Origin of the sequence: Klebsiella africana (assembly GCF_020526085.1) — a bacterium.
Classification (GTDB): Bacteria; Pseudomonadota; Gammaproteobacteria; order Enterobacterales; family Enterobacteriaceae; genus Klebsiella; species Klebsiella africana.
This window is the reverse complement of record NZ_CP084874.1, coordinates 4,960,693-4,986,133: the sequence shown is the minus strand read 5'-3', so window position 1 is coordinate 4,986,133 and position 25,441 is coordinate 4,960,693. Positions and strand designations below refer to the sequence as shown.

Sequence of the window (25,441 nt, the reverse complement as noted above, 5' to 3'; positions counted from 1 at the left end):
TGAAGACATCTTCGGGTTGTGAGGTTAAGCGACTAAGCGTACACGGTGGATGCCCTGGCAGTCAGAGGCGATGAAGGACGTGCTAATCTGCGAAAAGCGTCGGTAAGGTGATATGAACCGTTATAACCGGCGATGTCCGAATGGGGAAACCCAGTGTGATCCGTCACACTATCGTTAACTGAATACATAGGTTAACGAGGCGAACCGGGGGAACTGAAACATCTAAGTACCCCGAGGAAAAGAAATCAACCGAGATTCCCCCAGTAGCGGCGAGCGAACGGGGAGCAGCCCAGAGTCTGAATCAGCTTGTGTGTTAGTGGAACGGTCTGGAAAGTCCGACGGTACAGGGTGATAGTCCCGTACACCAAAATGCACAGGTTGTGAACTCGAAGAGTAGGGCGGGACACGTGGTATCCTGTCTGAATATGGGGGGACCATCCTCCAAGGCTAAATACTCCTGACTGACCGATAGTGAACCAGTACCGTGAGGGAAAGGCGAAAAGAACCCCGGCGAGGGGAGTGAAAAAGAACCTGAAACCGTGTACGTACAAGCAGTGGGAGCACCTTCGGGTGTGACTGCGTACCTTTTGTATAATGGGTCAGCGACTTATATTCTGTAGCAAGGTTAACCGTATAGGGGAGCCGCAGGGAAACCGAGTCTTAACTGGGCGTTAAGTTGCAGGGTATAGACCCGAAACCCGGTGATCTAGCCATGGGCAGGTTGAAGGTTGGGTAACACTAACTGGAGGACCGAACCGACTAATGTTGAAAAATTAGCGGATGACTTGTGGCTGGGGGTGAAAGGCCAATCAAACCGGGAGATAGCTGGTTCTCCCCGAAAGCTATTTAGGTAGCGCCTCGTGAATTCATCTTCGGGGGTAGAGCACTGTTTCGGCTAGGGGGTCATCCCGACTTACCAACCCGATGCAAACTACGAATACCGAAGAATGTTATCACGGGAGACACACGGCGGGTGCTAACGTCCGTCGTGAAGAGGGAAACAACCCAGACCGCCAGCTAAGGTCCCAAAGTCATGGTTAAGTGGGAAACGATGTGGGAAGGCCCAGACAGCCAGGATGTTGGCTTAGAAGCAGCCATCATTTAAAGAAAGCGTAATAGCTCACTGGTCGAGTCGGCCTGCGCGGAAGATGTAACGGGGCTAAACCATGCACCGAAGCTGCGGCAGCGACACTATGTGTTGTTGGGTAGGGGAGCGTTCTGTAAGCCTGCGAAGGTGACCTGTGAGGGTTGCTGGAGGTATCAGAAGTGCGAATGCTGACATAAGTAACGATAAAGCGGGTGAAAAGCCCGCTCGCCGGAAGACCAAGGGTTCCTGTCCAACGTTAATCGGGGCAGGGTGAGTCGACCCCTAAGGCGAGGCCGAAAGGCGTAGTCGATGGGAAACAGGTTAATATTCCTGTACTTGGTGTTACTGCGAAGGGGGGACGGAGAAGGCTATGTCATCCGGGCGACGGTTGTCCCGGTTTAAGCATGTAGGCTGGTTATCCAGGCAAATCCGGATAATCAAGGCTGAGGTGTGATGACGAGGTACCACGGTACTGAAGTGACAGATGCCCTGCTTCCAGGAAAAGCCTCTAAGCATCAGGTAACATTAAATCGTACCCCAAACCGACACAGGTGGTCAGGTAGAGAATACCAAGGCGCTTGAGAGAACTCGGGTGAAGGAACTAGGCAAAATGGTGCCGTAACTTCGGGAGAAGGCACGCTGGTGTGTAGGTGAAGTCCCTGCGGACGGAGCTGAGACCAGTCGAAGATACCAGCTGGCTGCAACTGTTTATTAAAAACACAGCACTGTGCAAACACGAAAGTGGACGTATACGGTGTGACGCCTGCCCGGTGCCGGAAGGTTAATTGATGGGGTTATCCGTAAGGAGAAGCTCTTGATCGAAGCCCCGGTAAACGGCGGCCGTAACTATAACGGTCCTAAGGTAGCGAAATTCCTTGTCGGGTAAGTTCCGACCTGCACGAATGGCGTAATGATGGCCAGGCTGTCTCCACCCGAGACTCAGTGAAATTGAACTCGCTGTGAAGATGCAGTGTACCCGCGGCAAGACGGAAAGACCCCGTGAACCTTTACTATAGCTTGACACTGAACATTGAGCCTTGATGTGTAGGATAGGTGGGAGGCTTTGAAGCGTGGACGCCAGTCTGCGTGGAGCCAACCTTGAAATACCACCCTTTAATGTTTGATGTTCTAACGTCGACCCGTAATCCGGGTTGCGGACAGTGTCTGGTGGGTAGTTTGACTGGGGCGGTCTCCTCCCAAAGCGTAACGGAGGAGCACGAAGGTTAGCTAATCCTGGTCGGACATCAGGAGGTTAGTGCAATGGCATAAGCTAGCTTGACTGCGAGCGTGACGGCGCGAGCAGGTGCGAAAGCAGGTCATAGTGATCCGGTGGTTCTGAATGGAAGGGCCATCGCTCAACGGATAAAAGGTACTCCGGGGATAACAGGCTGATACCGCCCAAGAGTTCATATCGACGGCGGTGTTTGGCACCTCGATGTCGGCTCATCACATCCTGGGGCTGAAGTAGGTCCCAAGGGTATGGCTGTTCGCCATTTAAAGTGGTACGCGAGCTGGGTTTAGAACGTCGTGAGACAGTTCGGTCCCTATCTGCCGTGGGCGCTGGAGAATTGAGGGGGGCTGCTCCTAGTACGAGAGGACCGGAGTGGACGCATCACTGGTGTTCGGGTTGTCATGCCAATGGCACTGCCCGGTAGCTAAATGCGGAAGAGATAAGTGCTGAAAGCATCTAAGCACGAAACTTGCCCCGAGATGAGTTCTCCCTGAGACTATAAGTCTCCTGAAGGAACGTTGAAGACGACGACGTTGATAGGCCGGGTGTGTAAGCGCAGCGATGCGTTGAGCTAACCGGTACTAATGAACCGTGAGGCTTAACCTTACAACGCCGAAGATGTTTTGGCGGATTGAGAGAATTTTCAGCTCTGATACAGATTAATCGATGCGTCCGTGAGACGTGTTGATAAAATAGAATTTGCCTGGCGGCACTAGCGCGGTGGTCCCACCTGACCCCATGCCGAACTCAGAAGTGAAACGCCGTAGCGCCGATGGTAGTGTGGGGTCTCCCCATGTGAGAGTAGGGAACTGCCAGGCATCAAACAAGTGAAGAGCCCATCCTGCCGGATGGGCTTTTTGCGTTTCTGTCGTCCGGCCAGCGTGCCGGTATGCCTCCCCGGTGGCGCTGCGCTTACCGGGGCTACGGGCCTGTCGCGTTCTGTAGCACGCACCGGTACACCACATCATCACCGCTAACGCCCCGCAATGTTATTGCCCCTGCAATCAGGCAAGCCTTCCCCCGCCAGATACGGTAAACTAACGCCGATTTTGCATCAGGAAGCCACTATGAACCACTCCCTCAAACCCTGGAATACCTTTGGCATTGAGCGCTCCGCTAAGACGATAGTACGCGCCGAAACTGAGCAACAGTTGCTAAGCGCCTGGCAAACCGCTGTCGCGGCAGGCGAACCCACGCTGATCCTTGGGGAAGGTAGTAATGTCCTGTTTCTGAATGACTATGCCGGTACGGTGATCCTCAACCGGATTATGGGGATCGAGGTGAGCGAAACGCCAGAAGCCTGGCGCTTGCACGTCGGTGCCGGCGAAAACTGGCATCAACTGGTGCAGTTCACACTACAGCATGCGATGCCAGGTCTGGAAAATCTGGCATTAATCCCTGGATGCGCAGGATCATCGCCGATCCAGAATATTGGCGCTTACGGTGTTGAGCTACAGCGGGTTTGCGAATATGTTGACTGCGTTGAGCTGGAAACCGGGCGTAAGCAACGTCTTTCAGCGGCGGAATGCCGTTTTGGCTATCGCGATAGTATCTTCAAACATGAATACCAGGATCGCTACGCCATCGTCGCGATTGGCTTAACGTTAGCGAAAGCATGGCAGCCTGTACTGAGTTACGGTGATTTAACGCGTCTCGATCCGCAGACTGTCACCCCACAGCAGGTATTCGATGCGGTCTGTCATATGCGAATGACTAAATTGCCGGATCCAAGGATTAACGGTAATGCCGGAAGCTTCTTTAAGAACCCGATCGTCAGCGCTCAGGTTGCTGAAGCACTGCTGACCCAATTCCCTCTTGCACCGCACTATCCGCAGCCAAATGGCAGCGTTAAGCTGGCCGCTGGCTGGCTAATCGATCAATGTGAGCTCAAAGGACAACGCATCGGCGGCGCGGCCGTCCATCGACAGCAAGCGCTGGTACTGATTAATGAAGATCAAGCGACCAGCGAGGATGTGATAAAGCTTGCCCATTACGTTCGCCAGCAGGTGGGTGCGAAATTCAATGTATGGCTTCAGCCGGAGGTGCGCTTCATTGGCACGCATGGTGAAGTCAACGCAGAGGAGAGCATTGCGTGAAAGACCATACTATCCCTTTAACGCTAATTTCTATCCTTGCTGATGGTGAGTTTCACTCTGGCGAACAGCTTGGCGAGCAGTTAGGCATGAGCCGGGCGGCGATTAATAAGCATATCCAGACCCTACGCGACTGGGGAGTCGATGTGTTTACTGTGCCAGGCAAGGGTTACAGTCTACCAGAGCCAATTCACCTGTTGGATGAGAAAAAGATTTCCCAACAGATTGAACATGGCCGAGTGACAGTCCTCCCCGTGATTGACTCCACTAATCAATATTTACTGGACAGGCTGGATGAGCTGACATCCGGCGATGCCTGTGTGGCTGAATATCAGCAGGCAGGCCGAGGCCGGCGAGGCCGAAAATGGTTTTCTCCCTTTGGCGCGAATCTCTATCTCTCAATGTACTGGCGTCTGGAGCAGGGGCCGGCGGCGGCTATTGGCCTAAGCCTGGTGATCGGTATTGTGATCGCTGAAGTTCTGCAGCAGCTTGGGGCCGAACAGGTTCGCGTGAAATGGCCAAACGATATTTACCTGCAGGATCGTAAGCTGTCAGGGATCCTCGTGGAACTGACGGGGAAAACGGGCGATGCCGCACAAATCGTCAGCGGCGCGGGTATCAACCTTGTGATGCGTCGCGTGGAGTCTGATGTCGTCAATCAGGGATGGATCAGCCTTCAGGAAGCGGGGGTGGTCATCGACCGTAACCTCCTCGCCGCGCGCCTGATTAAAGAGCTGCGCCTGGGACTGGAGCTGTTCGAGCAGGAAGGGTTGGCTCCTTATCTACCGCGCTGGGAAAAACTGGATAACTTTATTCATCGCCCTGTAAAATTGATTATCGGTGATAAAGAAATTTACGGAATTTCGCGTGGCATTGACGCCCAGGGCGCACTATTGCTGGAGCAGGATGGTGTAATAAAAGCCTGGGTGGGTGGTGAAATATCATTGCGCAGTGCAGAATAAAAAAGGGAGCTTCGGCTCCCTTTTCGTTATTTACGTAAGCGTACCTGATTCACTGAGTGATTGGCACTCTTGGTCATAATCAGGCTGGCTCGCTCCCGTGTTGGCAGGATATTTTCTTTTAGATTTAGTAAGTTAATCTCATTCCATAGCGAAGTGGCAATATCCACTGCTTCTTCCTTAGATAGCTTGGCGTAATTGTGAAAATACGAATCTGGATCGGTAAAGGCCCCTTCCCGGAATTTGAGGAAACGGTTGATATACCAGGTTTTCAATAATTCTTCCGGGGCGTCGACATAAATAGAAAAGTCGACAAAATCGGACACAAATACATGATGGGGATCATGTGGATAATCCATTCCACTTTGCAGAACATTGAGTCCTTCAAGAATTAAAATATCCGGTTGTGCGACGGTTTTGTCGCCATCGGGAATAACATCATAAATCAGATGGGAATAAACCGGGGCGGTTGCCTGTGGTACCCCTGATTTGAGATCGGAGACAAACTTGACCAGTCGATGCATATCATAGGACTGCGGAAAGCCTTTCTTCTTCATTAACCCACGTTCTTTCAAAACCGAGTTAGGGTGCAAGAATCCGTCAGTGGTAATGAGTTCGACATGGCGATGCTCTGGCCAGCGGCTAAGCAAGGCCTGCAGTACACGAGCGGTGGTGCTTTTTCCTACCGCAACGCTGCCGGCGATACTAATAATATAGGGAATTCGTTGACCGTTAGTGCCAAGAAATTGTTCGAGGACAGCCTGACGACGCAGATTAGAACTGATATAGAAGTTGAGCAAACGCGACAGCGGCAAATAGATCTCGGCAACCTCTTCCAGAGAGAGATCTTCGTTGATGCCTTTTAACCGCGTGATTTCTTCCTCGGTTAATGTCATCGGGACAGAATCACGAAGTGCAGCCCATTGGTGGCGGTTAAATTGTAGGTACGGTGTCATTAACGTCTGCTCTTTTTGGCTCATAAGCATGTTCTTACCATCACCGAATACGTTGAAACGGCGATGCTTCACACGAGTTAATCAGGACAATGGGCAGGAGGGTAACACCAGATTGCCGGGAATAATAAGAAAAAAACTCATCGAATGCTGCTTTCTCGCGCCAGCATCACAAGAGAGGAATAAGTTTGTTATTCATTGCAAAAATGTCCTTTGCTCGCTGGACGGTGCTCATGGCCTGTTACCTTTCTATCAGCCGTCAGATGTATCCAGGGTGATCGCGGATGACCGAAACCCACTCCGATGAGCCGGGTTGCTGGCGAATATTTGCACTCCTCTGTTTGAAATTACACCGTTTTTTCGCGTAAGAGCACAAAATGTGAGCAAGAGAACGTTTTATGCAAATTTTTAGTTGCATGAATGCGCTCCTCTCCCTAGAATGCGCGCTACTTGATGCCGACTTAGCTCAGTAGGTAGAGCAACTGACTTGTAATCAGTAGGTCACCAGTTCGATTCCGGTAGTCGGCACCATAACAATTTGGGTGGGGTTCCCGAGCGGCCAAAGGGAGCAGACTGTAAATCTGCCGTCATCGACTTCGAAGGTTCGAATCCTTCCCCCACCACCACTTTCTGGCGACGCTTTGCGTAGCCGGAGTTGGTTGGGTAAACTAATCAGCTCAATACTAAGGAGAGCAGTCTCTTTAGTATTACAGAAAGAACTGGGTAGCCGAGTTTCAGGATGCGGGCATCGTATAATGGCTATTACCTCAGCCTTCCAAGCTGATGATGCGGGTTCGATTCCCGCTGCCCGCTCCAGACGTGCTGATATGGCTCAGTTGGTAGAGCGCACCCTTGGTAAGGGTGAGGTCCCCAGTTCGACTCTGGGTATCAGCACCACTTCTTTTCTCTCCTTCCCTGTTTCTCTTCTGTTATTTTCATTCAACAAGTCGGGCATGTTGCCTGGTTGATGTGGTGATATCACCGATTTATCCGTGTCTTAGAGGGACAATCGATGTCTAAAGAAAAGTTTGAACGTACAAAACCGCACGTTAACGTCGGTACTATCGGCCACGTTGACCATGGTAAAACAACGCTGACCGCTGCCATCACTACCGTTCTGGCTAAAACCTACGGTGGTTCCGCTCGCGCATTCGACCAGATCGATAACGCGCCGGAAGAAAAAGCTCGTGGTATCACCATCAACACCTCTCACGTTGAATATGACACCCCGACTCGCCACTACGCACACGTAGACTGCCCGGGCCACGCCGACTATGTTAAAAACATGATCACCGGTGCTGCGCAGATGGATGGCGCGATCCTGGTTGTTGCTGCGACTGACGGCCCGATGCCGCAGACTCGTGAGCACATCCTGCTGGGTCGTCAGGTAGGCGTTCCGTACATCATCGTGTTCCTGAACAAATGCGACATGGTTGATGACGAAGAGCTGCTGGAACTGGTTGAGATGGAAGTTCGTGAACTGCTGTCTCAGTACGATTTCCCGGGCGACGACACTCCGATCGTTCGTGGTTCTGCTCTGAAAGCGCTGGAAGGCGACGCAGAGTGGGAAGCGAAAATCATCGAACTGGCTGGCCACCTGGATACCTATATCCCGGAACCAGAGCGTGCGATTGACAAGCCGTTCCTGCTGCCGATCGAAGACGTATTCTCCATCTCCGGTCGTGGTACCGTTGTTACCGGTCGTGTAGAGCGCGGTATCATCAAAGTAGGTGAAGAAGTTGAAATCGTTGGTATCAAAGAAACCGCGAAAACCACCTGTACTGGCGTTGAAATGTTCCGCAAACTGCTGGACGAAGGCCGTGCTGGTGAGAACGTAGGTGTTCTGCTGCGTGGTATCAAACGTGAAGAAATCGAACGTGGTCAGGTACTGGCTAAGCCGGGCACCATCAACCCGCACACCAAGTTCGAATCTGAAGTGTACATCCTGTCCAAAGACGAAGGCGGCCGTCATACTCCGTTCTTCAAAGGCTACCGTCCGCAGTTCTACTTCCGTACTACTGACGTGACTGGCACCATCGAACTGCCGGAAGGCGTAGAGATGGTAATGCCGGGCGACAACATCAAAATGGTTGTTACCCTGATCCACCCGATCGCGATGGACGATGGTCTGCGTTTCGCAATCCGTGAAGGCGGTCGTACCGTTGGCGCGGGCGTGGTTGCTAAAGTTCTCGGCTAATTGCTGATAACATTTGACGCAATGCGCAATAAAAGGGCATCATTTGATGCCCTTTTTGCACGCTTTCACACCAGAACCTGGCTCATCAGTGATTTTATTTGTCATAATCATTGCTGAGACAGGCTCTGAAGAGGGCGTTTATACACCAAACCATTCGAGCGTCAGGGCGACGGCCAATCAACTCCTTTTTTGCAACAGCAGGGCAGGGGTGACACGACCGTCAACATTGAAGCAATTTGAATAGTTAAGTGTATAATCCGAAACTTAATTTCGGTTTGGATCGCCTCGCCCCCGCGGGGTGAAATTGTTTGTAGAATACTTCTGACAGGTTGGTTTATGAGTGCGAATACCGAAGCTCAAGGGAGCGGGCGCGGCCTGGAAGCGATGAAGTGGATTATCGTTGCCGTGCTGCTGATCGTGGCGATCGTGGGCAACTTCCTTTATCGCGACATTATGCTGGCGGTGCGTGCGCTGGCCGTGGTTATTCTTATTGCTGCTGCCGGTGGCGTCGCGCTGTTGACGACGAAAGGTAAGGCGACCGTTGCTTTTGCTCGCGAAGCGAGAACCGAAGTTCGTAAAGTGATTTGGCCGACTCGCCAGGAAACGCTGCATACTACGCTGATTGTTGCTGCCGTGACTGCAGTAATGTCACTGATCCTGTGGGGACTGGATGGTATTCTGGTTCGCCTGGTCTCCTTTATCACTGGCCTGAGGTTCTGAGATGTCTGAAGCTCCTAAAAAGCGCTGGTACGTCGTTCAGGCGTTTTCCGGTTTTGAAGGTCGCGTAGCCACGTCGCTGCGTGAACATATCAAATTACACAACATGGAAGAGTTGTTTGGCGAAGTCATGGTTCCGACCGAAGAAGTGGTTGAGATCCGTGGCGGCCAGCGTCGCAAAAGCGAACGTAAATTCTTCCCGGGCTATGTCCTTGTTCAGATGGTCATGAACGACGCAAGCTGGCACCTGGTGCGCAGCGTACCGCGCGTGATGGGCTTCATCGGCGGCACCTCTGACCGTCCGGCGCCGATCAGCGACAAAGAAGTCGACGCTATCATGAACCGCCTGCAGCAGGTTGGCGATAAGCCGCGTCCGAAAACGCTGTTTGAACCGGGTGAAATGGTTCGTGTTAACGACGGTCCGTTCGCTGACTTTAACGGCGTGGTTGAAGAAGTGGACTACGAGAAGTCTCGCCTGAAAGTTTCCGTTTCTATCTTCGGTCGCGCGACCCCGGTAGAACTGGACTTCAGCCAGGTTGAGAAGGCGTAAGCCGGCGATCAAAAAAGCAGCGATTTAATCGTTGCATAGGGCGCGAAATTGGCATACAATTTCGCGCCTTTTGTTTTTATGGGCCCGGCCCGTAAAACGATGTTTAATCACGGGGAGCTTCTCTGAAGCGTTAATACCCAATTTGAGGATTTAAGAATGGCTAAGAAAGTCCAAGCCTACGTCAAGCTGCAGGTTGCAGCTGGTATGGCGAACCCGAGCCCGCCGGTCGGCCCAGCACTGGGTCAGCAGGGCGTGAACATCATGGAATTCTGCAAAGCGTTCAACGCCAAAACTGATTCCCTGGAGAAAGGTCTGCCGATCCCGGTTGTTATCACCGTTTACGCTGACCGTTCCTTTACCTTTGTTACCAAGACTCCGCCGGCTGCTGTTCTGCTGAAGAAAGCTGCAGGCATCAAGTCTGGTTCCGGTAAGCCGAACAAAGATAAAGTGGGTAAAATCTCCCGCGCTCAGCTGCAGGAAATCGCGCAGACCAAAGCTGCCGACATGACTGGTGCCGACATTGAAGCGATGACTCGCTCCATCGAAGGTACTGCACGTTCCATGGGCCTGGTAGTGGAGGACTAAGAAATGGCTAAACTGACCAAGCGCATGCGCGTGATCCGTGAGAAAGTTGATGCAACTAAACAGTACGACATCAACGAAGCCATCGCTCTGCTGAAAGAGCTGGCCACCGCTAAATTTACCGAAAGCGTAGACGTTGCCGTTAACCTCGGCATCGACGCGCGTAAATCTGACCAGAACGTCCGTGGCGCAACTGTACTGCCGCACGGTACTGGCCGTTCCGTTCGCGTAGCCGTATTTACCCAGGGCGCAAACGCTGAAGCTGCTAAAGCTGCAGGCGCTGAGCTGGTAGGTATGGAAGATCTGGCTGAGCAGATCAAAAAAGGCGAAATGAACTTTGACGTTGTTATTGCTTCCCCGGATGCAATGCGCGTTGTTGGCCAGCTGGGTCAGGTTCTGGGTCCGCGTGGCCTGATGCCGAACCCGAAAGTAGGTACCGTAACGCCGAACGTTGCTGAAGCGGTTAAAAACGCGAAAGCAGGTCAGGTTCGTTACCGTAACGACAAAAACGGCATCATCCACACCACCATCGGTAAAGTGGACTTTGACGCTGACAAACTGAAAGAAAACCTGGAAGCTCTGCTGGTTGCGCTGAAAAAAGCAAAACCGACTCAGGCGAAAGGCGTGTACATCAAGAAAGTTAGCATCTCCACCACCATGGGTGCAGGTGTTGCAGTAGATCAGGCTGGCCTGAACGCTTCTGCAAACTAATGCCTTTACGTGGGCGGTGATTTTGTCTACAATCTTACCCCCACGATTCTGTCAATAAGACAGACGCTATGCGAGTCATTTGAATTGCAGCAAGGCAGTAATCGAGTGAATCACCGGGAGTGTAGTTAACTACATGACCGGTGTGAACGAGAGCAGATAACGCCGCTGCGGTTCGAAGGACGAAGTCATAGGAAGAATTTGTTCGTTGGAGCCTGGCCTATCCAGGCCTCCGTCGAAGACCGCAGGTGTTTCGCAAGAAACTTAATCCCCTGCGTAGACGGTGACAGAACGCTAAGATTATTTTTGGATATTCTGGCTTGTTTCTGCTCACCGTATTTAGACGCTCTTTTCGTTGAATTGAGTGAAGTGAGTTCCAGAGCATAGGCTCTGGCAAACATCCAGGAGCAAAGCTAATGGCTTTAAATCTTCAAGACAAACAAGCGATTGTTGCTGAAGTCAGCGAAGTAGCCAAAGGCGCGCTGTCTGCAGTAGTTGCGGATTCCCGTGGCGTAACTGTAGATAAAATGACTGAACTGCGTAAAGCAGGTCGTGAAGCTGGCGTATACATGCGTGTTGTTCGTAACACCCTGCTGCGCCGCGTCGTTGAAGGTACTCAGTTCGAGTGCCTGAAAGACACGTTTGTTGGTCCGACCCTGATTGCATACTCTATGGAACACCCGGGCGCTGCTGCTCGTCTGTTCAAAGAGTTCGCGAAAGCGAATGCAAAATTTGAGGTCAAAGCCGCTGCCTTTGAAGGTGAGCTGATCCCGGCGTCGCAGATCGACCGCCTGGCAACTCTGCCGACCTACGAAGAAGCAATTGCACGCCTGATGGCAACCATGAAAGAAGCTTCGGCTGGCAAACTGGTTCGTACTCTGGCTGCTGTACGCGATGCGAAAGAAGCTGCTTAATCGCAGTTATCTTTGTAAAGCATTCGCTTACGTATAAACTTATTCTGATATTCAGGAACAATTTAAATGTCTATCACTAAAGATCAAATCATTGAAGCAGTATCCGCTATGTCCGTAATGGACGTTGTTGAGCTGATCTCTGCAATGGAAGAAAAATTCGGTGTTTCCGCTGCTGCTGCTGTAGCTGTAGCTGCTGGCCCGGTTGAAGCTGCTGAAGAAAAAACTGAATTCGACGTAATTCTGAAAGCTGCTGGCGCTAACAAAGTTGCTGTTATCAAAGCAGTACGTGGCGCAACTGGCCTGGGTCTGAAAGAAGCTAAAGACCTGGTAGAATCTGCTCCGGCTGCACTGAAAGAAGGCATCAGCAAAGACGACGCTGAAGCTCTGAAAAAATCTCTGGAAGAAGCTGGCGCTGAAGTTGAAGTTAAATAAGCCAACCCTTCCGGTTGCAGCCTGAGAAATCAGGCTGAGGCTGGTGACTTTTTGGTCACCAGCCTTTTTGCGCTGTAAGGCGCCAGTAGCGTTTCACGCTGTTTGACTACTGGTTTGCCTCTCAATGCTTGTTTCTATCGACGACTTAATATACTGCGACAGGTTAGGGTTCCTGGGCTGTGTAAATCGCAATGAAATGGTTTAAGCGTGATAGCAACAGGCATTGCGGAAAGTGTTCCATTTTCCGGTCAACAAAATAGTGTTGCATAAAAAACTGCCCTCTGCGGGCAGATGGGTCGACTTGTCAGCGAGCTGAGGAACCCTATGGTTTACTCCTATACCGAGAAAAAACGTATTCGTAAGGATTTTGGTAAACGTCCACAAGTTCTGGATGTTCCATATCTCCTTTCTATCCAGCTTGACTCGTTCCAGAAGTTTATCGAGCAAGATCCTGAAGGGCAGTATGGTCTGGAAGCTGCTTTCCGTTCCGTATTCCCGATTCAGAGCTACAGCGGTAATTCCGAGCTGCAATACGTCAGCTACCGTCTGGGCGAACCGGTTTTTGACGTTAAAGAATGTCAGATCCGTGGCGTGACTTATTCTGCACCGCTGCGCGTAAAACTGCGTCTGGTGATCTACGAGCGCGAAGCGCCGGAAGGCACCGTCAAAGACATTAAAGAACAAGAAGTCTACATGGGCGAAATTCCGCTCATGACCGACAACGGTACCTTTGTCATTAACGGTACCGAGCGTGTTATCGTTTCTCAGCTGCACCGTAGCCCGGGCGTCTTCTTTGACAGTGACAAAGGTAAGACCCACTCCTCCGGTAAGGTTCTGTATAACGCACGTATTATCCCTTACCGCGGTTCCTGGCTGGACTTCGAATTCGACCCGAAAGACAACCTGTTCGTTCGTATCGACCGTCGTCGTAAGCTGCCGGCTACCATCATCCTGCGCGCGCTGAATTACACCACTGAGCAGATCCTTGACCTGTTCTTCGAAAAAGTGGTCTTTGAAATTCGCGACAACAAGCTGCAGATGGAGCTGATTCCGGAGCGTCTGCGCGGTGAAACCGCCTCCTTCGATATCGAAGCCAACGGTAAAGTGTACGTTGAGAAAGGCCGTCGTATCACGGCTCGTCACATCCGTCAGCTGGAAAAAGACGATATCAAGCATATCGAAGTGCCGGTTGAATACATCGCGGGCAAAGTGGCGGCTAAAGACTATATCGATGAAGCGACTGGCGAACTGATCTGCCCGGCGAACATGGAGCTGAGCCTGGATCTGCTGGCTAAGCTGAGCCAGTCTGGCCACAAGCGTATCGAAACGCTGTTCACCAACGATCTGGACCACGGCCCGTACATCTCTGAAACGGTACGCGTCGACCCGACTAACGATCGTCTGAGCGCGCTGGTAGAAATCTACCGCATGATGCGCCCTGGTGAGCCGCCGACTCGCGAAGCCGCTGAAAGCCTGTTCGAGAACCTGTTCTTCTCCGAAGACCGCTACGATCTGTCCGCGGTTGGTCGTATGAAGTTCAACCGTTCTCTGCTGCGCGACGAAATCGAAGGTTCCGGTATCCTGAGCAAAGACGACATCATCGAAGTGATGAAGAAGCTCATCGATATCCGTAACGGTAAAGGCGAAGTCGATGATATCGACCACCTTGGCAACCGTCGTATCCGTTCCGTTGGCGAAATGGCGGAAAACCAGTTCCGCGTTGGCCTGGTGCGTGTAGAGCGCGCGGTTAAAGAGCGTCTGTCTCTGGGCGATCTGGATACCCTGATGCCTCAGGATATGATCAACGCCAAACCGATTTCCGCAGCAGTGAAAGAGTTCTTTGGTTCCAGCCAGCTGTCTCAGTTTATGGACCAGAACAACCCGCTGTCTGAGATTACGCACAAACGTCGTATCTCTGCACTCGGCCCAGGCGGTCTGACCCGTGAGCGCGCAGGCTTCGAAGTTCGAGACGTACACCCGACCCACTACGGTCGCGTATGTCCAATCGAAACGCCTGAAGGTCCGAACATCGGTCTGATCAACTCCCTGTCCGTGTACGCACAGACTAACGAATACGGCTTCCTTGAGACTCCGTATCGTAAAGTGACCGACGGTGTGGTTACCGACGAAATTCACTACCTGTCTGCTATCGAAGAAGGCAACTACGTTATCGCTCAGGCGAACTCCAACCTGGATGAAAACGGCCACTTTGTAGAAGATCTGGTTACCTGCCGTAGTAAAGGCGAATCCAGCTTGTTCAGCCGTGATCAGGTTGACTACATGGACGTATCCACCCAGCAGGTGGTATCCGTCGGTGCGTCCCTGATCCCGTTCCTGGAACACGATGACGCCAACCGTGCATTGATGGGTGCGAACATGCAACGTCAGGCGGTTCCGACTCTGCGCGCTGATAAGCCGCTGGTTGGTACCGGTATGGAGCGTGCTGTTGCCGTTGACTCCGGTGTTACTGCGGTGGCTAAACGTGGCGGTACCGTTCAGTACGTGGATGCTTCCCGTATCGTTATCAAAGTTAACGAAGACGAGATGTACCCGGGCGAAGCAGGTATCGACATCTATAACCTGACCAAGTACACCCGTTCTAACCAGAACACCTGCATCAACCAGATGCCTTGCGTGTCCCTGGGCGAACCAATTGAACGCGGCGACGTGCTGGCAGACGGCCCGTCCACCGACCTCGGTGAACTGGCGCTGGGTCAGAACATGCGCGTAGCGTTCATGCCGTGGAACGGCTACAACTTCGAAGACTCCATCCTCGTATCCGAGCGTGTTGTCCAGGAAGACCGTTTCACCACTATCCACATTCAGGAACTGGCATGCGTGTCTCGTGACACCAAGCTGGGGCCGGAAGAGATCACCGCTGATATCCCGAACGTGGGTGAAGCTGCGCTCTCCAAACTGGATGAGTCCGGTATCGTTTATATCGGTGCGGAAGTGACCGGCGGCGACATTCTGGTTGGTAAGGTCACGCCGAAAGGTGAAACCCAGCTGACGCCGGAAGAGAAACTGCTGCGTGCGATCTTCGGTGAGAAAGCGTCTGACGTTAAAGACTCTTCTCTGCGCGTACCGAACGGTGTCTCTGGTACCGTTATCGACGTTCAGGTCTTTACCCGTGACGGCGTAGAAAAAGACAAACGTGCGCTGGAAATCGAAGAGATGCAGCTGAAGCAGGCCAAAAAAGACCTGTCTGAAGAACTGCAGATCCTCGAAGCTGGTCTGTTCAGTCGTATCTACGCGGTACTGGTCTCCGGTGGCGTTGAAGCTGAGAAGCTCGACAAACTGCCGCGCGATCGCTGGCTGGAACTGGGCCTGACCGACGAAGAGAAACAAAATCAGCTGGAACAGCTGGCTGAGCAGTACGACGAACTGAAACACGAGTTCGAGAAAAAACTCGAAGCGAAACGCCGCAAAATCACTCAAGGCGACGATCTGGCACCGGGCGTGCTGAAGATTGTTAAGGTATACCTGGCCGTTAAACGCCGTATCCAGCCTGGTGACAAGATGGCAGGTCGTCACGGTAACAAGGGTGTTATCTCTAAGATCAACCCGATCGAAGATATGCCGCACGATGCTAACGGTACGCCGGTAGATATCGTCCTGAACCCGCTGGGCGTACCGTCTCGTATGAACATCGGTCAGATCCTGGAAACGCACCTGGGTATGGCTGCAAAAGGCATCGGCGATAAGATCAACGCTATGCTGAAACAGCAGCAGGAAGTCGCGAAACTGCGCGAATTCATCCAGCGTGCCTACGATCTGGGCGCTGACGTTCGTCAGAAAGTTGACCTGAATACCTTCAGCGATGAAGAAGTTCTGCGTCTGGCTGAAAACCTGCGTAAAGGTATGCCGATCGCAACGCCGGTGTTCGACGGTGCGAAAGAAGCGGAAATTAAAGCGCTGCTGCAGCTGGGCGACCTGCCGACTTCCGGTCAGATCACCCTGTTTGACGGCCGTACCGGTGAACAGTTCGAGCGTCCGGTAACCGTAGGTTACATGTACATGCTGAAACTGAACCACCTGGTCGACGACAAAATGCACGCGCGTTCCACCGGTTCTTACAGCCTGGTTACTCAGCAGCCGCTGGGTGGTAAGGCACAGTTCGGTGGTCAGCGCTTCGGTGAGATGGAAGTGTGGGCGCTGGAAGCATACGGCGCGGCCTACACCCTGCAGGAAATGCTCACCGTTAAGTCTGATGACGTGAACGGTCGTACCAAGATGTATAAAAACATCGTGGACGGCAATCACCAGATGGAACCGGGCATGCCGGAATCCTTCAACGTACTGTTGAAAGAAATTCGCTCGCTGGGCATCAACATCGAACTGGAAGACGAGTAATTCTCGCTCAAACAGGTCACTGCTGCCGGGTTAACGCCCGGCAGCGGAATGTGCTAACTCCGACGGGAGCAAATCCGTGAAAGACTTATTAAAGTTTCTGAAAGCGCAAACTAAAACCGAAGAGTTTGATGCGATCAAAATTGCTCTGGCTTCGCCAGACATGATCCGTTCATGGTCTTTCGGTGAAGTTAAAAAGCCGGAAACCATTAACTACCGTACGTTCAAGCCTGAGCGTGACGGCCTTTTCTGCGCCCGTATCTTTGGGCCGGTAAAAGACTATGAGTGCCTGTGCGGTAAGTACAAGCGCCTGAAACACCGCGGTGTGATCTGTGAGAAGTGCGGCGTTGAAGTGACCCAGACTAAAGTGCGTCGTGAGCGCATGGGCCACATCGAGCTGGCATGTCCGACTGCGCACATCTGGTTCCTGAAATCCCTGCCGTCCCGTATCGGCCTGCTGCTGGATATGCCGCTGCGCGATATCGAACGTGTACTGTACTTTGAATCCTATGTGGTTATCGAAGGTGGCATGACCAACCTCGAACGCAACCAGATTCTGACGGAAGAACAGTACCTGGACGCGCTGGAAGAGTTCGGTGACGAATTCGACGCGAAGATGGGTGCGGAAGCGATCCAGGCGCTGCTGCGCAATATGGATCTGGAGCAGGAATGCGAGCAGCTGCGTGAAGAGCTGAACGAAACCAACTCCGAAACCAAGCGTAAAAAGCTGACCAAGCGCATCAAGCTGCTGGAAGCATTCGTACAGTCTGGCAACAAGCCGGAGTGGATGATCCTGACCGTTCTGCCGGTACTGCCGCCAGATCTGCGTCCGCTGGTTCCGCTGGATGGTGGTCGTTTCGCGACGTCTGACCTCAACGATCTGTATCGTCGCGTGATCAACCGTAACAACCGTCTGAAACGTCTGCTGGATCTGGCTGCGCCGGACATCATCGTACGCAACGAAAAACGTATGCTGCAGGAAGCGGTTGACGCCCTGCTGGATAACGGTCGTCGCGGTCGTGCGATCACCGGTTCTAACAAACGTCCTCTGAAATCTTTGGCCGATATGATCAAAGGTAAACAGGGTCGTTTCCGTCAGAACCTGCTCGGTAAGCGTGTTGACTACTCCGGTCGTTCTGTTATCACCGTAGGTCCATACCTGCGTCTGCATCAGTGCGGTCTGCCGAAGAAAATGGCGCTGGAGCTGTTCAAACCGTTCATCTACGGCAAGCTGGAACTGCGTGGCCTGGCCACCACCATCAAAGCCGCTAAGAAGATGGTTGAGCGCGAAGAAGCTGTCGTTTGGGATATCCTGGACGAAGTTATCCGCGAACACCCGGTCCTGCTGAACCGTGCGCCGACCCTGCACCGTCTGGGTATTCAGGCATTCGAACCGGTTCTGATCGAAGGTAAAGCCATCCAGCTGCACCCGCTGGTTTGTGCGGCATACAACGCCGACTTCGATGGTGACCAGATGGCTGTTCACGTACCGCTGACGCTGGAAGCCCAGCTGGAAGCGCGTGCGCTGATGATGTCTACCAACAACATCCTGTCCCCGGCGAACGGCGAACCAATCATCGTTCCGTCTCAGGACGTTGTACTGGGTCTGTACTACATGACCCGTGACAGTGTTAACGCCAAAGGCGAAGGCATGGTGCTGACTGGCCCGAAAGAAGCTGAGCGTATCTATCGCGCCGGCCTGGCCTCTCTGCATGCGCGCGTTAAAGTGCGTATCACTGAATACGAAAAAGACGACAATGGTGAGTTTGTCGCGAAAACCAGCCTGAAAGACACGACCGTTGGCCGTGCCATTCTGTGGATGATCGTACCGAAAGGTCTGCCGTTCTCTATCGTGAACCAGGCGCTCGGTAAGAAAGCGATCTCCAAGATGCTGAACACCTGTTACCGTATTCTGGGCCTGAAACCGACCGTTATTTTCGCGGACCAGACGATGTACACCGGCTTTGCTTATGCAGCGCGTTCAGGTGCGTCCGTTGGTATCGATGACATGGTCATCCCGGAGAAAAAATACGAAATCATCAGCGAAGCGGAAGCGGAAGTTGCTGAGATTCAGGAACAGTTCCAGTCCGGTCTGGTGACCGCGGGCGAACGCTACAACAAAGTTATCGATATCTGGGCTGCGGCGAACGATCGTGTATCCAAAGCGATGATGGATAACCTGCAAACCGAAACCGTGATTAACCGTGACGGTCAGGAAGAGCAGCAGGTTTCCTTCAACAGCATCTACATGATGGCCGACTCCGGTGCGCGTGGTTCTGCTGCACAGATTCGTCAGCTGGCCGGTATGCGTGGTCTGATGGCGAAGCCGGATGGCTCCATCATCGAAACGCCGATCACCGCGAACTTCCGTGAAGGTCTGAACGTACTCCAGTACTTCATCTCCACCCACGGTGCGCGTAAAGGTCTGGCGGATACCGCACTGAAAACAGCGAACTCCGGTTACCTGACTCGTCGTCTGGTTGACGTTGCCCAGGACCTGGTCGTCACTGAAGACGACTGTGGCACCCTGGAAGGCATCACCATGACGCCGGTTATCGAAGGTGGCGACGTTAAAGAGCCGCTGCGCGATCGCGTACTGGGTCGTGTGACTGCGGAAGACGTTCTGAAGCCGGGTACTGCGGATATTCTGGTTCCACGCAACACGCTGCTGCACGAGCACTGGTGTGACCTGCTGGAAGCGAACTCCGTTGACTCCGTCAAAGTGCGTTCCGTTGTATCCTGTGACACCGACTTTGGTGTATGTGCGCACTGCTATGGTCGTGACCTGGCACGTGGTCACATCATCAACAAAGGTGAGGCTATCGGCGTTATCGCGGCACAGTCCATCGGTGAGCCGGGTACACAGCTGACGATGCGTACGTTCCACATCGGTGGTGCGGCATCTCGTGCGGCTGCTGAATCCAGCATCCAGGTGAAAAACAAAGGTAGCATCAAGCTCAGCAACGCGAAGTCGGTTGTGAACTCCAGCGGTAAACTGGTTATCACTTCCCGTAACACCGAGCTGAAGCTGATCGACGAATTCGGTCGTACCAAAGAGAGCTATAAAGTGCCTTACGGTGCGGTTATGGCGAAAGGCGACGGTGAGCAGGTTGCCGGCGGTGAAACCGTCGCAAACTGGGATCCGCACACCATGCCGGTCATCACCGAAGTTAGCGGCTTCATTCGCTTCACTGACATGATCGACGGCCAGACCATTACTCGTCAGACCGACGAACTGACCGGTCTGTCTTCGCTGGTGGTTCTGGATTCTGCAGAACGTACCGCAGGTGGTAAAGATCTGCGTCCGGCGCTGAAAATTGTTGATGCTCAGGGCAACGACGTTCTGATCCCAGGTACCGATATGCCTGCTCAGTACTTCCTGCCGGGTAAAGCGATTGTTCAGCTGGAAGATGGCGTACAGATCAGCTCTGGTGACACCCTGGCGCGTATTCCGCAGGAATCCGGCGGTACCAAGGATATCACCGGTGGTCTGCCGCGCGTTGCGGACCTGTTCGAAGCACGTCGTCCGAAAGAGCCGGCTATCCTGGCTGAAATCAGCGGTATCATTTCCTTCGGTAAAGAAACCAAAGGGAAACGTCGCCTGGTTATCACCCCGGTAGACGGTAGCGAGCCGTACGAAGAGATGATCCCGAAATGGCGTCAGCTCAACGTGTTCGAAGGTGAACGTGTAGAACGTGGTGACGTGGTTTCCGACGGTCCGGAAGCACCGCACGACATTCTGCGTCTGCGTGGCGTACATGCTGTGACTCGTTACATTGTTAACGAAGTCCAGGACGTATACCGTCTGCAGGGTGTTAAGATTAACGATAAACACATCGAAGTTATCGTTCGTCAGATGCTGCGTAAAGCCACCATCGAAAGCGCAGGCAGCTCCGACTTCCTCGAAGGCGAGCAGGTGGAATACTCCCGCGTCAAGATCGCGAACCGCGAACTGGAAGCGAACGGCAAAGTGGGCGCAACGTTCTCCCGCGATCTGCTGGGTATCACCAAAGCGTCTCTGGCCACCGAGTCCTTCATCTCCGCGGCATCGTTCCAGGAGACCACTCGCGTGCTGACCGAAGCCGCCGTTGCGGGCAAACGCGACGAACTGCGCGGTCTGAAAGAGAACGTCATCGTGGGTCGTCTGATCCCGGCCGGTACCGGTTATGCGTACCACCAGGATCGTATGCGCCGTCGCGCTGCTGGCGAACTGCCGGCGGCACCGCAGGTGAGCGTGGAAGAAGCATCTGCCAACCTGGCAGAGCTGCTGAACGCAGGTCTGGGCGGTTCTGACAACGATTAATCGTTGATGCACTGCTAAAAAGCCGGTCAGGTTTCCTGACCGGCTTTTTTATTGTCTGTTGTCCGCCGCCTTATCTGCCATGATTACATTCACGTCATATTAAATCTTCATTTTCTTAGCAATTAATTCATACAAAAGATCAATTAAAAGCCTATTCCTAAAACCTTTGTTTATATATGGGTAAAACTTCTACTCATATCAAATAATAATCAATTCAAAGGGGATATATTCAAAATACCTGATGAATCATGGGATTACTTTTGCTGCTTTATCTTCGGCGCGACGGCTCTGGAGAGGGAGAGCTGCATCTCATGCTTCCCCCAACAAGGCGCACAAATAATCCCGACAGGCAGGTAGGGATCATTTTTAGGTCTGAGCGGACAGGCTCTGGGGGCTGCATGGAATTCGCGTTACAACTCATTATTATCTTAATTTGTCTGTTTTATGGTGCCCGAAAAGGCGGTATTGCGCTGGGGCTGCTGGGCGGGATCGGTTTGGTGATCCTCGTCTTTGTTTTTCATCTCCAGCCGGGTAAGCCGCCGGTTGATGTGATGCTGGTGATCATTGCGGTGGTGGCGGCTTCTGCGACGCTGCAGGCATCCGGCGGTTTAGACGTGATGCTACAGATTGCCGAGAAGCTGCTGCGGCGTAACCCGAAATATGTCTCTATTGTGGCGCCTTTTGTCACCTGTACGCTGACCATCCTCTGCGGTACCGGCCACGTGGTGTATACCATCCTGCCGATTATCTACGATGTGGCAATTAAGAATAACATTCGTCCGGAGCGGCCGATGGCCGCCAGCTCCATTGGTGCCCAGATGGGGATCATCGCCAGCCCGGTTTCGGTGGCGGTGGTCTCGCTGGTGGCGATGCTGGGGAATTTTACCTTTAACGGGAAACACCTGGAGTTTCTCGATCTGCTGGCGATAACCATCCCGTCCACACTGCTGGGCATTTTAGCCATCGGTATCTTCAGCTGGTTCCGTGGCAAAGATCTGGATAAGGATGAAGCCTTCCAGGCGTTTATTGCGGTACCGGAGAACCGCCATTACGTCTATGGCGATACGGCGACGCTGCTGGATAAAAAGCTGCCCACCAGTAACTGGATTGCGATGTGGATTTTTCTGGCTTCCATCGCCGTGGTTGCTCTGCTCGGCGCCTTTTCCGAACTGCGCCCGGAATTTAACGGTAAGCCGCTGTCGATGGTGCTGGTGATCCAGATGTTCATGCTGCTTTCCGGAGCGCTGATCATTATCATCACTAAAACTAACCCGGCGTCGATTTCCAAAAATGAGGTCTTTCGTTCGGGAATGATCGCTATCGTCGCGGTGTACGGCATTGCGTGGATGGCGGAGACCATGTTCGGCGCGCACATGGCCGAGATTAAAGGCGTGCTCGGAGAGATGGTAAAAGAGTATCCGTGGGCTTATGCCATCGTGCTGCTGCTGGTGTCGAAGTTTGTGAACTCCCAGGCGGCAGCGCTGGCGGCGATTGTGCCAGTAGCCCTGGCCATCGGCGTCGATCCGGCCTATATCGTGGCTTCTGCGCCGGCTTGCTACGGCTACTATATTCTGCCGACTTACCCAAGCGATTTGGCGGCGATCCAGTTTGACCGCTCAGGAACCACCCATATCGGCCGCTTTGTGATTAACCACAGCTTTATCCTGCCCGGGCTCATCGGCGTCGGCGTCTCCTGCGTGTTTGGCTGGGTATTCGCTGCGATGTACGGCTTTCTGTAAGCGGGGACGGGCGCCGGCAGCGACGCCCGTTAAATCCGAGAGATTATTGCGCGAGGGGCAGACGACGATAGAGTTCAATCATATCGGTCGCCAGATCCTGGATGACCATGGCGTTCATCAGGTGGTCCTGAGAATGCACGGTGATCAGGTTGACCGGTAGCTTACCGCTGCCTTCATCCAGGCCAATAAGCTGGGTCTGAATTTTATGCGCATGCTTGACGAACTCATGGGACTCGGTCATGGCCTGTTCGGCTGCGGCAAAATCGCCTTTCCGCGCCAGCTGGAGTGCGGTGAGCGCCGCGCTACGTGCGGAACCGGCATTAACTAACAGCTCCATGATGATCGTTTCTAAATCTTCCATCGATTACTCCAGCATCTTAAGGGCTTTATCCAGGACGGCATCACCTTTCATCATGCCGTAGTCCATCATATCGATCACGGCGACCTTCTTGCCGAACGGGTCGGCCAGCGCCTGCAGCTTCGCCTGCTCATATTTCACCTGCGGGCCGAGCAGAATAATGTCGGCAGCGGCCAGATTATCTTTAAATTCAGCGACCGGTACGGCCTTGATTGAGACCTCAACACCCTTCTTCTGCGCGGCATCTTGCATACGTTGAACCAGCATGCTGGTAGACATACCGGCGGCACAGCACAAAACGATATTCTTCATAGTCAGTGGCCCTTGTGTTCCGTGATGTCTTATCTTTATCGCGGCCCCGGCGATGCGACAACCGCTTTACCGTGATTGTGTGTAAGGCATCACACAATACTTGAAACCGGTTTCATTTTTGCCGGGAAAAATAAAAAAGCCCACTGATGTGGGCGGTTGTGGCCCTGAACGCCTACGCGCGCAGGATGCGGTTTTTACCCTGCTGTTTGGCTTTGTACAGCGCTTCATCGACGCTCACCACCAGCTTATCCAGCGGCTCCATGTTCCATTCCCCCAGCCCGGCGCTAAAGGTGACCGTCAAGCCATCTTCGCGCCAGGTACGCCGCTCGACATTTATCCGCCATGTTTCCAGTAACGTTCGGGCGTTATCGATATGTTCGGCAGGAAAGACCACCGCGAACTCTTCACCGCCGTAGCGATAAAGGGAAATCTCAAGCGGCTGGAGCACCTGTAGCCCTTCGCGGGCGACGTTACGCAGGACGATATCGCCATTGAGGTGGCCCCAGGTGTCGTTGATCGATTTAAAGTTATCGATATCGACCAGCGCGAGGGCGAATGGCTGGTGATCGTTCATCAGGGCGGCAATATCGCTGTCGAAGGCGCGGCGGTTTTTGCAGCCGGTGAGGGCGTCGATGGTCGCCTGGCGGACGTAGGTCAGTTCGCGCTGTTTATTGGTTTCAATCGCTTTACTCAGCATTGCCTCAAGGCGCGGGGCGCGTTTGACGTCACCGGTTTTAATCGCATTGATGATATTTATTAGTACAGTACGGGAGGCATGACGCAGATAAAGACCGAACAGGATGATGATGATCGCTGCGAGGGTGAAACCGCCAATCACTAAATTGGTTTCATGGCGCGTCAGATTGACCAGGGTGGCGTTATCGACACGGAAAATCACGAACCAGTCGGGATTGGTAAAGGAGTAGTAATAATACCAGGTGTCGCTCCTGGGATCATAAAGCTGCCCCTCGCCGCTGGTCATTTTATCCATCAGCTCGTCGCTGACGAAGGGTTTAAACAACGCGCCCGGGTCGGAGTGCAGGACCACTTTGCCATCCCGCTGCACCACAAAGAATTCCCCCTGCACGGGCGCCACCATCTGCCGGAGCGCGAACCCCATGGAGGTGAGATCGAGATGAAACGCCAGACTGCCCTTGAGTTTCCCCTCCGGGGTGATGACAGGTTTGAAAATGGTAATTGTCGGATGGTGGGTGAAATAGTCCATATATGGGCTGGTGTAATGGCTAAAGGTGCTAGCTTCCGCCTGTTTGATAAACCAGGGACGTGTTTTAGGATCGAAAGCCCGGCTATCTTCATTTTCCAGCACCTCCGGGGCGCGCAGATAGTGGCCCTCGGTATCTGCCAGCGAAATGGAAGAGACGCTTGGCATCATGTTCTGTAACTGCATCAGGGTGGTTAACCCTTTCTCCGGCTCTACATTTACCGCGCGATTCAGTTCGTCATTACGGGCAAAGAAGATGGCTGCGCGCCCGAGAATAAAATCGTTTTCCCGCAGCAGGGTTTCCGTATAGTTGATCGCCAGGTTATGGGTAAAGTTGCGGTTAATATCGTGATAATCTTCGAGAAAATCTTTTTGCTGCGCCAGGGTGACAAAAATAGCAATCAGCATAAAACTGAGTAAAATTCCGGCAAACCCTACGACGATCGGTGTCGTAAAAGAGAGCTTTCTGTTGTGTAGCGCCATGAATCGTTAATCGTCCCGGATGTATAAACCAAGGGTCCGAACGCAGATTGCGTCTACGACGCCTGCCGATCGAATCAGTTAACTATCGCTTAATTATAACTCTGAGACTTTCATCTATCGTGATTTATATTTGTGGATGATGAATTGAGCTCGTGCAGCGCGGAGAGGCAGGGCGAAAATGAGGAAGAAAAGGTTCGCCCTGGTCAGCGTCCGCTGCTGACCCGGGCAGAATAGAAAAACGGCGGCAGTTC

The 25,441-nt window shown here is 52.9% G+C and carries 16 protein-coding genes, 4 tRNA genes and 2 rRNA genes; 18 read left to right on the top strand and 4 right to left on the bottom strand.

Going from position 1 to position 25,441, the window contains the following annotated elements:
• Nucleotides 1-22 precede the first annotated feature (22 nt).
• The 4 genes from LGL98_RS23925 to birA all read left to right on the top strand — a co-directional run bounded on the left by LGL98_RS23925 (nucleotide 23) and on the right by birA (nucleotide 5,373).
• Nucleotides 23-2,924, top strand: a 23S ribosomal RNA gene (locus LGL98_RS23925).
• A gap of 96 nt (nucleotides 2,925-3,020) precedes the next feature.
• Nucleotides 3,021-3,136: ribosomal RNA gene (rrf, locus tag LGL98_RS23920) — 5S ribosomal RNA — on the top strand.
• 249 nt (nucleotides 3,137-3,385) lie between these two features.
• Complete coding sequence (gene murB / locus LGL98_RS23915) at nucleotides 3,386-4,414, top strand: UDP-N-acetylmuramate dehydrogenase (RefSeq protein WP_136030994.1); 1,029 nt, start codon at nucleotides 3,386-3,388, stop codon at nucleotides 4,412-4,414.
• Complete coding sequence (gene birA, locus LGL98_RS23910; protein ID WP_004206834.1) at nucleotides 4,411-5,373, top strand: bifunctional biotin--[acetyl-CoA-carboxylase] ligase/biotin operon repressor BirA; 963 nt, start codon at nucleotides 4,411-4,413, stop codon at nucleotides 5,371-5,373. Before murB ends, birA begins: the two co-directional genes overlap by 4 nt.
• Before the next feature lie 26 nt (nucleotides 5,374-5,399).
• Here birA and coaA read toward each other — a convergent pair whose 3' ends face one another.
• Nucleotides 5,400-6,350 (bottom strand): type I pantothenate kinase, encoded by a 951-nt coding sequence (coaA, locus tag LGL98_RS23905; RefSeq protein WP_136031224.1) that lies wholly within the window; start codon nucleotides 6,348-6,350, stop codon nucleotides 5,400-5,402.
• Between the two features lie 428 nt (nucleotides 6,351-6,778).
• On the opposite strand from coaA, the gene LGL98_RS23900 reads away from it, so the two are divergent.
• The 14 genes from LGL98_RS23900 (at nucleotide 6,779) to dcuB (ending at nucleotide 22,815) form a co-directional block, all read left to right on the top strand.
• A tRNA-Thr gene (locus LGL98_RS23900) sits at nucleotides 6,779-6,854 on the top strand.
• 10 nt (nucleotides 6,855-6,864) lie between these two features.
• Nucleotides 6,865-6,949 (top strand) — tRNA-Tyr (locus LGL98_RS23895).
• A gap of 115 nt (nucleotides 6,950-7,064) precedes the next feature.
• A tRNA-Gly gene (locus LGL98_RS23890) sits at nucleotides 7,065-7,139 on the top strand.
• A gap of 5 nt (nucleotides 7,140-7,144) precedes the next feature.
• Nucleotides 7,145-7,220, top strand: a tRNA-Thr gene (locus LGL98_RS23885).
• 115 nt (nucleotides 7,221-7,335) lie between these two features.
• Nucleotides 7,336-8,520: an elongation factor Tu gene (gene tuf / locus LGL98_RS23880; protein WP_004174069.1), complete on the top strand. Its 1,185-nt coding sequence runs from the start codon at nucleotides 7,336-7,338 to the stop codon at nucleotides 8,518-8,520.
• Nucleotides 8,521-8,856: 336 nt separating this feature from the next.
• A complete protein-coding gene (gene secE, locus LGL98_RS23875) occupies nucleotides 8,857-9,240 on the top strand; it encodes a preprotein translocase subunit SecE (RefSeq protein WP_002883772.1) in 384 nt (127 codons plus the stop codon).
• A 1-nt stretch (nucleotide 9,241) separates the two neighbouring features.
• Nucleotides 9,242-9,787 (top strand): transcription termination/antitermination protein NusG, encoded by a 546-nt coding sequence (gene nusG, locus LGL98_RS23870; RefSeq protein ID WP_001287521.1) that lies wholly within the window; start codon nucleotides 9,242-9,244, stop codon nucleotides 9,785-9,787.
• A 156-nt stretch (nucleotides 9,788-9,943) separates the two neighbouring features.
• Nucleotides 9,944-10,372 carry a 50S ribosomal protein L11 gene (gene rplK, locus LGL98_RS23865; RefSeq protein WP_002884034.1) on the top strand — a complete coding sequence of 143 codons (429 nt, stop codon included), beginning with the start codon at nucleotides 9,944-9,946 and terminating at the stop codon, nucleotides 10,370-10,372.
• 3 nt (nucleotides 10,373-10,375) lie between these two features.
• Nucleotides 10,376-11,080, top strand: a complete 705-nt coding sequence (rplA, locus tag LGL98_RS23860; protein ID WP_002884036.1) for a 50S ribosomal protein L1 — start codon at nucleotides 10,376-10,378, stop codon at nucleotides 11,078-11,080.
• A gap of 413 nt (nucleotides 11,081-11,493) precedes the next feature.
• Nucleotides 11,494-11,991, top strand: a complete 498-nt coding sequence (gene rplJ / locus LGL98_RS23855; RefSeq protein WP_001207203.1) for a 50S ribosomal protein L10 — start codon at nucleotides 11,494-11,496, stop codon at nucleotides 11,989-11,991.
• A gap of 66 nt (nucleotides 11,992-12,057) precedes the next feature.
• Entirely contained in the window at nucleotides 12,058-12,423 is a 366-nt protein-coding gene (gene rplL, locus LGL98_RS23850) for a 50S ribosomal protein L7/L12 (RefSeq protein WP_002884142.1), read from the top strand.
• A gap of 324 nt (nucleotides 12,424-12,747) precedes the next feature.
• Nucleotides 12,748-16,776, top strand: coding sequence for a DNA-directed RNA polymerase subunit beta (rpoB, locus tag LGL98_RS23845; protein WP_004206758.1), 4,029 nt, complete (start codon nucleotides 12,748-12,750; stop codon nucleotides 16,774-16,776).
• A 76-nt stretch (nucleotides 16,777-16,852) separates the two neighbouring features.
• Entirely contained in the window at nucleotides 16,853-21,076 is a 4,224-nt protein-coding gene (rpoC, locus tag LGL98_RS23840; RefSeq protein WP_023291591.1) for a DNA-directed RNA polymerase subunit beta', read from the top strand.
• 398 nt (nucleotides 21,077-21,474) lie between these two features.
• Nucleotides 21,475-22,815 (top strand): anaerobic C4-dicarboxylate transporter DcuB, encoded by a 1,341-nt coding sequence (gene dcuB / locus LGL98_RS23835; protein ID WP_136033068.1) that lies wholly within the window; start codon nucleotides 21,475-21,477, stop codon nucleotides 22,813-22,815.
• 43 nt (nucleotides 22,816-22,858) lie between these two features.
• On the opposite strand, the gene LGL98_RS23830 is transcribed toward dcuB, so the two are convergent.
• The 3 genes from LGL98_RS23830 to LGL98_RS23820 all read right to left on the bottom strand — a co-directional run bounded on the left by LGL98_RS23830 (nucleotide 22,859) and on the right by LGL98_RS23820 (nucleotide 25,190).
• Entirely contained in the window at nucleotides 22,859-23,176 is a 318-nt protein-coding gene (locus LGL98_RS23830; RefSeq protein WP_136033067.1) for a PTS lactose/cellobiose transporter subunit IIA, read from the bottom strand.
• A gap of 3 nt (nucleotides 23,177-23,179) precedes the next feature.
• Nucleotides 23,180-23,440 (bottom strand): PTS sugar transporter subunit IIB, encoded by a 261-nt coding sequence (locus LGL98_RS23825; RefSeq protein ID WP_004198931.1) that lies wholly within the window; start codon nucleotides 23,438-23,440, stop codon nucleotides 23,180-23,182.
• Between the two features lie 217 nt (nucleotides 23,441-23,657).
• Nucleotides 23,658-25,190 carry a sensor domain-containing diguanylate cyclase gene (locus tag LGL98_RS23820; RefSeq protein WP_136033065.1) on the bottom strand — a complete coding sequence of 511 codons (1,533 nt, stop codon included), beginning with the start codon at nucleotides 25,188-25,190 and terminating at the stop codon, nucleotides 23,658-23,660.
• Nucleotides 25,191-25,441: the final 251 nt, after the last annotated feature.